This is a genomic window from Bradyrhizobium erythrophlei, assembly GCF_042430365.1.
In the GTDB taxonomy this organism is placed as follows: Bacteria; Pseudomonadota; Alphaproteobacteria; order Rhizobiales; family Xanthobacteraceae; genus Bradyrhizobium; species Bradyrhizobium erythrophlei.
This window is the reverse complement of sequence record NZ_JBHMET010000018.1, coordinates 41,859-55,197: the sequence shown is the minus strand read 5'-3', so window position 1 is coordinate 55,197 and position 13,339 is coordinate 41,859. Positions and strand designations below refer to the sequence as shown.

11 protein-coding genes are annotated in these 13,339 nt (G+C 64.7%); 3 read left to right on the top strand and 8 right to left on the bottom strand.

Annotated elements, in window-relative coordinates:
* The first annotated feature begins 115 nt into the window (after positions 1-115).
* The 3 genes from mltG (at position 116) to gmk (ending at position 3,057) form a co-directional block, all read left to right on the top strand.
* Positions 116-1,387, top strand: coding sequence for an endolytic transglycosylase MltG (gene mltG, locus ACFFWD_RS02410; protein WP_376961059.1), 1,272 nt, complete (start codon positions 116-118; stop codon positions 1,385-1,387).
* A gap of 125 nt (positions 1,388-1,512) precedes the next feature.
* Positions 1,513-2,400, top strand: a complete 888-nt coding sequence (locus ACFFWD_RS02405) for a YicC/YloC family endoribonuclease (protein ID WP_376961112.1) — start codon at positions 1,513-1,515, stop codon at positions 2,398-2,400.
* Positions 2,401-2,403: 3 nt separating this feature from the next.
* Positions 2,404-3,057: a guanylate kinase gene (gmk, locus tag ACFFWD_RS02400; protein WP_376961057.1), complete on the top strand. Its 654-nt coding sequence runs from the start codon at positions 2,404-2,406 to the stop codon at positions 3,055-3,057.
* A 6-nt stretch (positions 3,058-3,063) separates the two neighbouring features.
* On the opposite strand, the gene ACFFWD_RS02395 is transcribed toward gmk, so the two are convergent.
* The 8 genes from ACFFWD_RS02395 to lptF form a co-directional block, all read right to left on the bottom strand.
* Entirely contained in the window at positions 3,064-4,074 is a 1,011-nt protein-coding gene (locus tag ACFFWD_RS02395) for a hypothetical protein (RefSeq protein WP_376961055.1), read from the bottom strand.
* Positions 4,075-4,345: 271 nt separating this feature from the next.
* A complete protein-coding gene (locus ACFFWD_RS02390; protein ID WP_376961053.1) occupies positions 4,346-5,404 on the bottom strand; it encodes an alcohol dehydrogenase in 1,059 nt (352 codons plus the stop codon).
* 23 nt (positions 5,405-5,427) lie between these two features.
* The gene (gene rsmA, locus ACFFWD_RS02385; protein ID WP_376961051.1) at positions 5,428-6,282 is read right to left on the bottom strand and encodes a 16S rRNA (adenine(1518)-N(6)/adenine(1519)-N(6))-dimethyltransferase RsmA; all 855 of its coding nucleotides are present in this window, start codon (positions 6,280-6,282) and stop codon (positions 5,428-5,430) included.
* Positions 6,283-7,284, bottom strand: coding sequence for a 4-hydroxythreonine-4-phosphate dehydrogenase PdxA (pdxA, locus tag ACFFWD_RS02380; RefSeq protein ID WP_376961049.1), 1,002 nt, complete (start codon positions 7,282-7,284; stop codon positions 6,283-6,285).
* Complete coding sequence (locus tag ACFFWD_RS02375) at positions 7,284-8,237, bottom strand: SurA N-terminal domain-containing protein (RefSeq protein ID WP_376961047.1); 954 nt, start codon at positions 8,235-8,237, stop codon at positions 7,284-7,286. The genes pdxA and ACFFWD_RS02375 overlap by 1 nt, the downstream gene beginning before the upstream one ends.
* Before the next feature lie 56 nt (positions 8,238-8,293).
* Entirely contained in the window at positions 8,294-10,711 is a 2,418-nt protein-coding gene (locus ACFFWD_RS02370) for an LPS-assembly protein LptD (protein ID WP_376961110.1), read from the bottom strand.
* Between the two features lie 77 nt (positions 10,712-10,788).
* Positions 10,789-11,886 (bottom strand): LPS export ABC transporter permease LptG, encoded by a 1,098-nt coding sequence (gene lptG / locus ACFFWD_RS02365; protein WP_376961045.1) that lies wholly within the window; start codon positions 11,884-11,886, stop codon positions 10,789-10,791.
* Positions 11,883-13,052: an LPS export ABC transporter permease LptF gene (gene lptF, locus ACFFWD_RS02360; RefSeq protein WP_376961043.1), complete on the bottom strand. Its 1,170-nt coding sequence runs from the start codon at positions 13,050-13,052 to the stop codon at positions 11,883-11,885. The genes lptG and lptF overlap by 4 nt, the downstream gene beginning before the upstream one ends.
* Between the last annotated feature and the right edge of the window lie 287 nt (positions 13,053-13,339).

Sequence of the window (13,339 nt, the reverse complement as noted above, 5' to 3'; positions counted from 1 at the left end):
AACGTCTCCACCGTTTTGCCGTATTCCGCGGTGACTCCTAAGAGCGGGCGTATGCTATTGGCAGGGCAGGGGTTTGTCAGGCCACGATTGAACCGGCAGGATTTGGTTTGCATCGATGAGTGAGAGGCCGCCCATTTCACCGAGGAGTCCGCGAGCCGCGCTGGAGCCGGAACAGGTTCCGCCGCCGCCGAAGCGCTCGGAGCGTGCCCGCAATCCGTTCGTGGTGGTCGGCAACGCCATCATCACCATCCTGATCATCCTGATGATCGGCGCCGGCACGGCGTACTATTACGGCCGGCAAACGCTGGAATCACCGGGACCGTTGCAGGAGGACAAGGTCGTCAACATACCGGCCCGTGCCGGGAAACGCGACATCGCCGACGTGCTGCAGCGTGAGGGCGTCATCAACGTCAATCCCTGGATCTTCATCGGCGGTGTGTTTGCGCTGAAGGCGAGCTCCGACCTGAAGCCCGGTGAATATCAATTCCTGAAGAATGCCAGCCTGCGCGATGTCATCGCCACCATCGTCGAGGGCAAGGTGGTGCAGCACGCGGTGACGATTCCGGAGGGGCTGACCTCCGAGCAGATCGTGGCACGGCTCACCGACAACGACATCTTCACGGGCTCGGTGCGCGAGATTCCGCGCGAAGGGACGCTGCTGCCGGAGACCTACAAATTCCCGCGCGGCACCACGCGCGACCAGGTGATCCAGCGCATGCAGCAGACCCAGAAGCGCGTGCTCGCCGAGATCTGGGATCGCCGTAATCCGGACTCGCCGTTGAAATCGCCGGAGCAACTGATCACGCTGGCCTCCATCGTCGAGAAGGAAACCGGACGCGCCGACGAGCGCAGCCGTGTAGCTGCGGTGTTCGTTAATCGCCTGCGGCAGAAGATGAAGCTGCAGTCCGATCCCACCATTATCTACGGGCTGGTCGGCGGCAAGGGGACGCTTGGCCGCCCGATCAAGCGCAGCGAGATCACCCAGCCATCGCCCTACAACACCTATGTGATCGACGGCCTGCCGCCCGGGCCGATCGCCAATCCCGGCCGCGCCTCGCTCGAGGCGACCGCCAACCCGGCGCGCACCCGCGACCTGTTCTTCGTTGCCGACGGCACCGGCGGCCACGCCTTCACCGAAACCTACGACCAGCACGCCAAGAACGTCGCCAAGCTGCGGACGATGGAAAAGCAGATCCAGAACGACACCGTCGAGCCCGCCGATGATGCGCCGCCGCCGGCCGCTGCGGCGCCCGGGCCTGCCGACACCAACCCGACGGCAGCGACCCCGAAGCCCGGCAATCAGAAGAAGCCCCCCCGCTCCGCGGCGCCGGCGGCTCGCCAGGGCGCGGCACAGCAGACCACGACGCCGCCGGTGGTGCAGCGTTAACCTGCGGCTTTCCCGTGGGTGGAACGTAATTCCACTTTCACGGAAACCGTTTTATCCTTGAACCGACCCAAGCGAGTCCCAAAGGCTCCAGCCGGTCCCATACCTTTTGTCGGAGAGTTTACGTGATGGCGCTGTCGAGCATGACTGGCTTTGCCCGAAGCCATGGCGCAAGCGGTCCCTACACATTCGAGTGGGAATTGAAGTCGGTCAACGCCAAGGGCTTTGACCTGCGGCTGCGGTTGCCGCAAGGCTGGGACGAACTCGACGCCTTTGCCAAGAAGCGGGCCAGCGAGGTGCTGTCGCGCGGCACGGTCTACGCCAATCTGACCGTCAAGCGCACCGATGCGGCGCAGACGGTGCGGATCAACGAGGACGTGCTCTCCGCGGTCGTGAAGGTCGCGGGCGCGCTGGCGCAGCGGATCGACGCGGTGGCGCCCAGCATCGACGGCCTGCTCGGTATCAAGGGCGTCATCGAGGTGGTCGAGCCCGAGAGCAATGAGGAGGAGGACAAGGCGGCGCGCGATGCGGCGGCGAAGGCCTTCGAAGAGGCGCTCGGTAACCTCGTCGAGATGCGGCGCCGCGAGGGCACAGCGCTCGGCCAGGTCCTGATTCAGCGCATGGATGAGATCGAGCGGCTTGCCAAGCGTGCCGAGGCCGCTCCCGGCCGCAAGCCCGAAGCGATCAAGGCGCGGCTTGCCGAGCAGATCGCGGCGCTGCTCGACACCTCCGACCGCTTCGACGCCGACCGGCTCAATCAGGAGGCGATCCTGATTGCCACCAAGGCCGATATCCGCGAGGAGCTCGACCGCATTGCCTCCCATGTCGCGCAGGCGCGCGAGATGATCGGCAAGGGCGGACCGGTCGGACGGCGCCTCGACTTCCTCGCCCAGGAATTCAATCGCGAGGTCAACACCTGCTGCTCGAAATCGAACGATGTCGAGCTGACCAACACCGGCCTCGAGATGAAGAACGTGGTCGAGCAGTTCCGCGAGCAGGTCCAGAATCTGGAGTGAGCGATGACGGCGAAAGGCTTTGACGGCGTTGAGCGGCGCGGACTGATGTTCGTCTTGTCGTCGCCCTCGGGCGCCGGCAAGACGACGCTGTCGCGCATGCTGATCGACCAGATGACGGGACTGAAAATGTCGGTGTCGGCGACGACGCGGCCGATGCGGCCGGGCGAGGTCGAGGGCCGCGACTACTTCTTCGTCGACAAGGCGAAGTTCGAGGCGATGGCCAAGCAGGGCGAGCTGCTGGAATGGGCCACCGTGTTCGACAACCGCTACGGCACGCCGCGACTGCCGGTCGAGGCCGCGTTGTCGGCCGGCCAGGACGTGCTGTTCGACATCGACTGGCAGGGCACGCAGCAATTGCGCGAGAAGGCGCGCGCCGATGTGGTCAGCGTCTTCATCCTGCCGCCGTCGGCTGCCGACCTCGAGAAGCGCCTGCACACCCGCGCGCAGGATTCCGCGGAGGTGATCCGCGGGCGGATGAATCGTGCCACCCACGAGCTCAGCCACTGGGCGGAGTACGACTACATCGTCGTCAACCAGAACGTCGATGACGCCTTCGCCGAGGTGCAGTCGATACTGAAGGCGGAGCGGCTCAAGCGCGAGCGCCGCACCGGGCTCACCGAGTTTGTCCGCGGCCTGCAGCGTCAGCTCGAGACCTAATCCGCGTCAGGTTGCCGCGCTTCGCGCCAGCCGCTGCAGCATCGCCGTGATCTGCCGGGTTGCTTCGTCAGCCTCGTCCGTGTCGCGCACGCCCTCGCGGCGCGGCATTGGCGGCTCGGCGCGGCGCGGCGGCATCGCGGACAGCTGCGGACGTTCCTCGGACAGGCGAAGGGGACGCATCCGGTCCGGTGGCGTCGGGTTCGCGCCTCCGGTGTGAATCGAGTCCCACGGCGCCCGCCACTCGTCGCGGATCTCGTAGGGTGGCGTGCGGGTGCGGGTCAGCCTGAAGACGAGGGTACTGACCAGGCCCGCCAGCGCCAGCGCGCCGACCATCACGATCAGCAGCATCTGGGTCGACGCGGGCGATTTCTCCGCCGGTTGTTCCACCGCGGCAGGTGCGGCGGCGCCAGCCGACGCCGGCGTCATGTCGGTCTGAACCGCAGCCGGCGGCTCGGCCGCGGCGAGCCGTGTTCCGTTGGTGCCGGCCATGCTCGACGCATCAAGCCAGCGCGCCGTGACCGCCGGTGATTGCGGGTTGGCATCCGCCGTTGCGGTGGGGGAACTGTTGCCGGACGCTATGCCGCTCGTCGGGTTGGCGTCGGCGGTCGCGGCCGGCGCGACACTGGTTTGCAGCTCGGCACGCGCGTCGGCGACCGATTTGCGCATCGGCGGCTGCTGCTGCACCGGTTCCGCCTGCTGCAAGGGCTGCGGCGGCTGGGCCTGCGGCTGCACCGGTGTGGCGTCGGCTTCGGTTGCCTCGGGAGCCGGCGACGCCTGCTGCTGCACCGTTGCGCTCTTTGCCGCCTTGTTCTTGGCCTCACCAATGTACCAGCACTTCGTCTTGGTCGCGCGATCGACGTGATAGTACCAGTGGCTTCCCGCGGGCGCGGCCCCTTTCGGGCTAGACTGGCAGCTCTCGGCTGGCTTGCTGGTGTTCTGGGCAACGGCAGTAAAGTTGGCCCCGGCCAAAATGCTGGCGACAAGCGCCGAAGCAAATTTTGCTGAACGATTTGACATACGCATCCCCGGTATTTCTTTTTTTACGCAAACGCTGGCGATCCCAATCTCGGTAAAGAGTTGGGTCGCAATGCGCCGCAAATCCGGAGCGGGTAGGGCTTAATTGGGGCTCGCCGGCCGCTGCAATTGCGGCGCGTCGCTGTGAAAAAAATCCGATAATGCTACTGTTTGGTGGAACGCCAGGTTCCGCCGCGGCCGTCGGAACGTTCCCGACTGCCGCTGGTCGCGACGGCCGCGCCGGTGCTGGTGCCGCCGCAGCCGTCGGCCTTTGCTAGTTCTTCAGGACAATGCGTCCCACGACCTTTCCGGCTCGCAATTCGTCAATCCATTTCTGGACGTCGGCCATCGGCTCTTCCTTCATCGGCGTCGGCTTGATCTTGCCGGCGCGCGCCAGCGCCATCAACTCCTGGCCTTCGGCGAGCGTGCCCACCATGAAGCCTTCGATGGTCAAGCGCTTGTAGACCCATTGCACCATTGGCAGGTTGAAATTGCCGCCCATCAGGCCGGACACGACGATCTTGCCGCCGCGCGCCACGGTCGACACCGCGAACGCCATCGACTTCTCGTTGCCGGCGAAATCGACCACGCCGTCGAAGCCGCCGTCGCTCTCCTTCAACATGCGCTTGACCACATCGGGCTCGGCCGGATCGTAGGCGGCGGCAGCGCCGTTCTTCAGCGCGGTTTCGCGCGCGGCGGGGCTTAGATCGGCGACCGTGATCTTCTGCTTGAACATGGCCTGTGCGAACGACAATCCCATCATGCCGACGCCGCCGAGGCCGATCAGCAGCAGGTTGCGCTGGCGCGGACGGTCGACCAGCCGTTTGAGCGCGCCATAGGCGGTGACGCCCGAGCACATCAAGGTCGCGGCCTGGTTGACCGGCAGCGGATCGTAGTCGAGCAGGTACTTCGCGTCGGGCACCAGCACGTGGGTGGCAAAGCCGCCGTCGATGGAGACGCCGAGGAAGCGCTGCTTGACGCAAAGGTTCTCGTCGCCATTGAGACAGTCGCGGCATTGGCCGCAGCCGATCCACGGGAAGACGGCCTTCTTCTTTCCGATCAGGTCCTGCGGAACGTCAGGACCGACTTCGTCGACCACGCCGGCGATCTCATGGCCGAGCGTGAAGGGCAGGGTCATGCCGCGCGTGGTGTCGAGCTTCTTGCCGCCGCCGAGATCGGCGTAGCCGTCCTGGATGTGGAGATCGGAATGGCACAGGCCGCAACGTTCGATGCGGACCAGGACTTCGCGTCCTTGCGGCTTCGGGGTGTCGACGATGGTTTCGCACAACGGCGCATCGAACTTGACGAGGGATTGGCGAACCATGCGCGTCATTCGGTTTCTCCTTGAGAGATGTTCTATTTTGTGGACCGTATATCGGCCAATTCCCGCGCCATGGCAACAAAGCCCGAAACCGGAATGGTCTCGGCGCGTCGTGTGGCGTCGATCTGGGCAGAAGCGGCGAGCCGCGCGGGATCGACCGACAGCGATTTCAGGCTCTGGCGCAGCATCTTGCGGCGCTGGCCGAATGCTGCGGCGGCGACCTGTTCGAGCATCCGCCGGTCGCAGGGCTCGGGTGCGGCGCGCGGTATCAATCGTACCACCGACGATGTCACCTTGGGCTGCGGCACGAACGCGGCCGGCGAGATGTCGAACAGGATCTTGGTTTCGGCGCGCCAATTGGCGAGCACGGCCAGCCGGCCATAGGCCTCCTCGTCCTCATGCGCGACGATGCGCTCGGCGACTTCGCGCTGGAACATCAGAACCATCATGTCGTACCAGGGCGGCCACGGCTCGATCGACAGCCAGTCGACCAGGAGCTGGGTCGCGATGTTGTAGGGCAGGTTGGCAACGATCTTGGCCCTGCCACCGTCGAGCAGCGGGCGCGGGTCGAAGCGCTGCGCGTCGCCATGCACGATCTCGACGCGGCCGGGATAGCGCTTGACGATGTAGTCGAGTGCGGCCAGCGCCCGTTCATCGCGCTCGATCGCGATCACGCGCCTGGCGCCGAGCGCGAGCAGGGCGCGGGTCAATCCGCCGGGGCCGGGCCCGACCTCAATCACGGTCTGATCCTCCAGGGGGCCGGCGGCACGCGCGATCCGTGCGGTGAGGTTGAGGTCGAGCAGGAAATTCTGCCCGAGCGACTTGCGCGCCGACAGCGAGTGTTCGCGAATGATGTCGCGCAGCGGCGGCAGATCGTCGATCGCGCTCACTTAAGGCGCGGCCGCGGCCATGCGCGCGGCGAGCCGGATAGCGGCGATCAGGCTCGAGGGATTGGCCTTGCCGGACCCGGCGATGTCGAACGCGGTGCCATGATCAGGCGATGTCCGGATGAACGGCAATCCGAGCGTGACGTTGACGGCGTCCTCGAATGCGACGGTCTTGATCGGGATCAGTGCCTGGTCGTGGTACATGCAGATCGCGCAATCATAGGTCTTGCGCGCGGCGTCGTGAAACATGGTGTCGGCGGGCAGCGGTCCGCGGGCGGCGATGCCCTCGCTGCGCAAGATCTCGACCGCCGGGGCGACGATCTCGACGTCCTCCATTCCGAGCGTGCCGTCTTCGCCGGCATGCGGATTGAGGCCTGATATCGCAAGGCGCGGATTGGCGAGGCCGAAGCGCGCCCTCATGTCTGAAACCACGATGCGCGCGGTCGATACGATCAGGTCGGTCGAGAGTTGCGCCAAGGCTTCGCGGACCGAGAGGTGAATCGTCACCGGTACGACGGCAAGCGTCGGCGACCACAGCATCATCACCGGCTGTGGCGCGCGGCCGCCATTGGCGGCAAGCTCGGCGAGGTATTCGGTGTGGCCGGGATGACGGAAGCCCGCGCGATAGAGCACGTTCTTGGCGATCGGATTGGTCACTACGGCGCTTGCCCTGCCGGAGCGGACGTCTGCGACCGCCTGGCGGATCGAGGCAAGCGCAGCGTCGGCGCTCGTCTCGTCGGGCTCGCCCGGCCGCGCCGTCGCCACCTTGCCTGTCGCCACGATGGGCAGAGCGCGCGCGAACGCCGCGGTCGCCTCTTCGGGGCTGACTTCGGCGAGCTCGACGGCAAGCCCGAGCGCCTTTGTGCGTTCGGCTATGAAGGCGCGATCGCCGAGCAGATAGAACGGCGGGAGATTGAGGTCGTTGCGCCGCTGCCAGGCGGCGAGGGTGATGTCGGGTCCGATGCCTGCGGGTTCGCCGGAGGTGAGCGCGAGGGGGCCGGCCATCAGCGATATTCGATCATCGCGGCTTTGCGGACTTCCTGCAGGTAGGCTTTGGACTTCGCCTCGTACTTCTGCACATACATCTTGTCGCGGATCTCGCGCTTCTTCGGCGTGTCCACGGTGGTGGCCTTCCTGCCGCACAGCGCCACCATTTCGATGCCCTGCTTGGTGACCTCGGGGGCGGTGAGATGGCCGATCGGGGTCTTGTCCAGGATGTCGCGAAGCTGCTGCGGCAGGTCGGCCGAGGTCTTCACGACGATTTCGCGGATCGCCGTGTTGCGCATCGATTTGAAGTAGGAGTTGGCTTCCTCGCAGCTCGTCACCCGCTCGCGCAGGCTCTCCGCTTCCTTGCGTCGGCCTTCGAATTCGGCCTGCGGCGCGCCGCGCGGAATGATCAGCACGATCGGCTGCATCCGGTATTCGAAGGCCTCGGCTTCGGTGGCCTCTCCGCTTTCCTTGGCTGCGGCGGCGACGTCCTTCTCGCCGATCTGCAGGCTTTCCTTGAAGCGACCGCGCACCAGGTTGGTCCAGACCATGTCGGCCTTGATGCGTTGCTTCAGCGTGTCCGGCCGGATGCCCTTGCTCTCCAGCACCTTGGTGAGCTGGTCGCCATTGAGCCGCATCCGCTGCGCCATGCCGCCATAGGACTGGTCGACGTCACTGGCGGAGGGATCGACGCCGAACTTCTTGGCTTCCTTGATCTTCACCTTCTCGTCGATCAACTCGTTGAGAATGGCCTGCCGGTTGGACTCCTTGTTGCCGGTGAGCGCATTCAGCTTGGCGCGCTGCTCGATGTCGAGATTGGTGATGGGCTCGCCATTCACCATCACGGCGATGGTCTGCGCGTGCGTCGGCGTGCCGCCTCCCGCCAAGAGGGTGAGGGCCAGAATGCAACCCAGCAGCAGCGAAGAGCGGCGAATTGGCAGGTTAGCTGTCGTCATGGTCGTATGAGCCATTTCAACCCGTTCATGCTGGAGCCGCCAAGCGCGGGCAATCCAGCTTCTGTTCCACGCTACTGAAGGCCGGCAGAGCTGCTCGACGTGGTTGAAGTTGCGATGGTCCGCAGGCCGATCTGGAACATGAAAGCGTGGCTGAGGACAGGCGGCGTGCTGCCGGCAGTGTACTGATATGACGTGATATAGTTGGCTGCCAGCACGAAGCAGTCGTCCACATAGCCCGCGCCGACGATGTACTGGTTGATCTTGTTGGCTTCAAGATCCCAACGCGCGCCGCCCTGGAGCACCCAGTTGGACGCCACCTTGACCGATCCGTTGGTGAGAATGCCCTCGCGGCGCGTCAGGTATCCGAGTTCCGGCTGCGCTGCGTAGTTGCCGTACATCACGCTGACCGACCAGCGGTCGAAATTGGCGCGGGCTTCGGCCTCGAACCGGTTGACGTTCCACGTCGCTTCATCCATGCGCCCGCGCACGCTGAACGTATAGGTCCGGTTGGGCGAATAGCCGACGCGCGCGACATAGTCGGAGCGCGAATGCTGCAGCCCGGAATCGACCCCGGTGTTGGTCAGATCGGCAACCGAGTACGAGTTCAGCCCGAACAACTGATAGGACTGGCCGAACAGCGCATTGATGGTGCCGCCGCGGTCGAACTGGGTGGTGGCCTGGACGCCGACATTGGCCCGGCCGCCGCCTTCGACGCGGTCGTAGCCGGAGAACTTGTCGACCGCAAACAGGTTGCTGGTGTCGAACACCATGCTCTGCGCGTCTTCGTTCGGAAGCTTGCCGGCGTGGGTTTCGTTCGGGCGAGCGATGACCTGCGCAATCGGCTCGACGGTGGTCGTGCCCCACGGCTGCACGTTGATGAACGGATAGCGGTATTCGAGGCCGACGGTCGGCATCATGCGGACCGCCTGGGTGTCGCCGACCGGAAGGAAGTTGGATACGCCGGGCTGGTTCGAGATGTCGGCGTTGATCGCGTCGGCGCGGACGCTGGCGAACGGCGTCCAGATCTGACCGAGCGGATCGGTGTACGATTTGCGCCACTGCGCTTCGACGGTGAGGCGGGTGTAGGTACCCGGCATGCCGCGCAGCAGGCACTGCGACGGAAGCCGCGCCATCGGATCGGCCGACGCGGTCGTGCACAGGCTGTTGGTGTTGGCAAGCGTCGTGACTGGATCAAACACCGCAGTCTCGCGGCTCAGGCTGGTGAAGTTCATCTTGTAGCTGAACTCGCCGCCGAAGATCGGGCTGTTGATCACGTTGTTGTAGTCGATCACCGGATGGATGATCGGAACCGAGCTCTGGTTGCCCGAGAAGCTCAGGTAATAGATCGTGCGCGCGTCGAAGAAGCTGCGGTTGCCGACGCCGGTCAGATAGAGCTGCGAGATCGCCTCGGTCGGCAGCGACAAGAACGAGCCGAACGGATCCTTGTACTGGGCGAGCCGGTAGTCGGACATGAAGTAGTAGTCGGACAGCAGCACGCCGTCCCAGCCCCAGGTCCACTTGTCGTTCAGCGCGAACTGACCCTTGGTCTCGATGCCGCCGCGGAACTGGCGGTCGCCGGGTAGGCCCTTGAACGCGTCGCGATCGAGCTGGTCGATACCGTAGGCGCGGATCGCGTAGCTGCCGTTCATCAGGCGCTGGCGGAATTCGCCCTGCAGCAGCACGCCCTGCCGCGTGGTGATGCGCGGGTTGAAGGTCGCGTCGTAGTCCGGCGCGAGCGCGAAGTAATAGGGGATTTCGACGCCGACGCCGAAGGCCGTGTAAGTGGTGAAGCTCGGCATCAGGAAGCCGCTCTTGCGCTTCACGGTCGGATCGGGCGTCGAGAAATAGGGCAGATACGCCATCGGAACGCCGAAGAACTCGAGCTGGGCGTTCTCGAAATAGAGCATCTTCTCCTGCTGGTTATGGATGATGCGCGCGCCCTTGACCTGCCAGAGCGGCGGCTTCTTCGGGTCGTCCTTGCAAGGCGCGCAGGCGGTGTACACGCCGTTCTCGAACACGGTGTAATTGCCGCTCGAGCGATCGGCGCGGGTCGCCGCCATCCGTGTCTGGTCTTCGGTGTCCACGCGCAGCGAATCGACGAAACCATCGCGGTAGTCGTCGCTGAGGTCCATGATGTTGGCGTAGGTGATCTTGCCTTCCGCATCGGTCATGCGGATGTTGCCCTCGGCATGAAGGCGCTTGGTCTTCTGGTCGTAGATGACCTTGTCGGCCTCGACGCTCGTGCCGTTGTAGAACATCTGCACGTTGCCGACCGCCGACACGCGCTGATTGTTGTAGTCGTAATCGACCTCGGTCGCCTGAACGAGCATCTGCCCGTCATTCTTGGCCGGCGGCCGGGGCGGCTTGGGCGGGCGCGGATTATAGGTGAAGCCCTGCGCTGCGGCAGGTGTCGGCGAGGCAACGCCGAGCGCGCCGGCCACGGCAAACGCGACAAGGAGGGCGGAGAGCGAGGCGCCGAAAGCGGCCATGCGGCTACGATGACGGCGCACTTCACTGCGCCGCCTGAATGCAGGCGACTTCAACTGCCGGGCGGCGACAACGGCCACTACCCGTCCTCCTGGTACAGCAAGGCCAAGAAACCGGTGAGGCCACCCACGCAGACGGGCAACCACGCCGCAGCGATGGGATGCATCAACTCAGCCTTGCTCAAATCTTCAGTTACTTTCGACAGCACGTAGAGCAGAAAGCCCGCGCCCACGCCACTCAAAACCATCTTCTGTACGCCGCCCATCCGGAAGAAGCGGAGGCTCACAGAAGCCGCCAACATCACCATCGCAGCCAGCAAAAACGGCTGTGCGATGAGCTTGTGATACTGCAAGCGGTAGCCGGCGGTCGCGAACCCTGAACTCTCCGACGAACGGATGTAGTTCGGTAGTTGCCAAAAGGACACAGTTTCGGGGGTGGAGAAGCTGTTGCGAACCTGGGCCGGGGTGAGGGTGGTGGTCAGGTAGAAGGTGTCTTGGTCCACCGGAGGCTGGTCGAGGGTGTATCTGCGTACCCCTTTGAACGCCCAACGACCCTCTTCGAGGCTCGCCTCGCGGGCCTCGATTCGTTCCTTGAACTGCAGCGTGGTATCGAATCGGAACACGGTCAGGCCGGTCAGCCGCACGCCCTGCTGCTCGCTGCGGGCGGCGTTGATGATCGTCTGGCCCTCGCTGTTGATCTGGTTCAACCAGAAGCCGGACGCGTCCTGGATGCCGCCGCCCGGCGCGGAGCCGAACAGTTCGGCCTCCATCCGCTTGGAGAGCTCGCGCAAGTTCGCCGAGACTGGATTGTAGGCGGTGGTTGCGATGATGCCGAGCAGGATCGCGCTTGCCAGCGCCGGCGAGATGAATTGCCAGGCCGACACCCCGGCGGCGCGCGCCACCACGAGCTCCAGCCGGCGCGAGAGGGCGAGATAGCAGGTCATCGCGCCGATCAGCACGCAGAACGGCATTAGCTTCTCGAGCAGCTGCGGCACGCGGAACAGCGAGGTCTCCGCAACTGTTATCGCGGAGGCCGACACCAGACCGGACGTCTTGCGCACCATCTCGATATAATCGACGAGGACGAGCAGCACGAAGATGCTCGCGAACACACCCACGGCCGAGACCACGAAACGGCCGGCGAAATAACGCCCGAGCGTATTTGTGACCATGCTCATGCGGTGGCGGGCCTGCGGAAGAGGCGCGCGATGCGCTCGTTGTTCCTGTTGATGGTCTCCATCAGCGCCGCCGGTGGCTCGACCACGACGCCGCCCAGAATCATCCAGATGCCAACGCCAATGCCGCCGAATAGCATCAGATACTGGGCGATCGCGGCCGCAGGCGTCTTCACGGTCATGACCGAACAGGCGAATCCCGCCATGCGCAGCCCGAACACCGCGAACACCGAGCCGCCGATCGAGAAGTTGCGGCTTTGCCGCGTGGTCCGCGGTGCGCCGAGGAACGCGAAGGTGAGCGCCGCGAATGCGAACGGATAGATCGGCGCCATGAAGCGATCATGCAGCTCGGCACGAAATTGGCCGGACAGCTGCTTGTAGGTCGGGTCGTCTTCGTTCGGCCACATCAGCTCCCAGAGATAGCGTTCGCGGATGCCGAGCGTGACGTCGCGTCCCTGGTTGGAGAATCGCGACATGTCGAAGGCATAGCGGCCGAATGCGACCAGGGCTGGGTCGCGCTTGCCGATCTCGAACCGCTCGAGATTGCCGTCCTCCAGCACGAGATACGAACCGTTCTCGTTCTTCAGCACGGTGCCGTGGTCGGCAATAATGGTGACGCGCTCCTTCGGATCGCGTCGATCGTCGACGAAGATGCCGCCGAGCTCGCCGCCGGGCCGGCGCTCGCGAATCCGAATCGTGAGGTTCTGGTCAAGCTGGGCGAATCGGCCGGGCTGCAGGATGTTGGTCAGCACGTCGGCGGTGATCTCGGCGTCCCATTGCTTGATTCGCCGCATGCCGTCAGGCGCGAGATAGGCGCCGATAAAGGCGACCAGCGCCGCCACCACGCAGGTGGCATAGAAGAATGGCCGGAACAGCCGGAACGGCGAGAAGCCCGCCGCGTTCATCGCGATGATTTCGGAGTCGGTCGCGAGCTTGTTGAGGGTGTGGGAGATCGCGATCATCAGCGCGATCGGCGCGATGATCAGGACCAGTGCCGGAATCACGAGGCCGGTGATGCCGAGGAAGGTGAGGATGGTCTGACCCTGGCTCGTCATCAGGTCGATGCCGCGCAACGCCTGCGTAATCCAGATCACGCCGGTGAGGCTGACCAGCACAAGCGCAAACGACGCGAGCGTCGTTTTGAAGATGTACTTGTCGATCGACCCCATTTGCTACCGCACGACCCCGCCTGGCGCCCCCAAACGCACGGTTTCGACCAACCCCGCGAAAAGCAGGTTCCCCGATGGTCGAGCCGCAGATCAGTCCGGCCTCACACTCTCACTACCATCCCTTTGATCCGTCAACAAAATGGCCGGGCCAAGGCACCCTCGAAATATGGTTAATTATTCCAACCTTGTGGCCTTCCGGCCACGGCGGCGCTTGGCAGCGGCGCTGCGGACGGGTCATAGTGCCCTCGAACCCGGTCCGGATCGATCCGGACCGCCAACCCATCGCT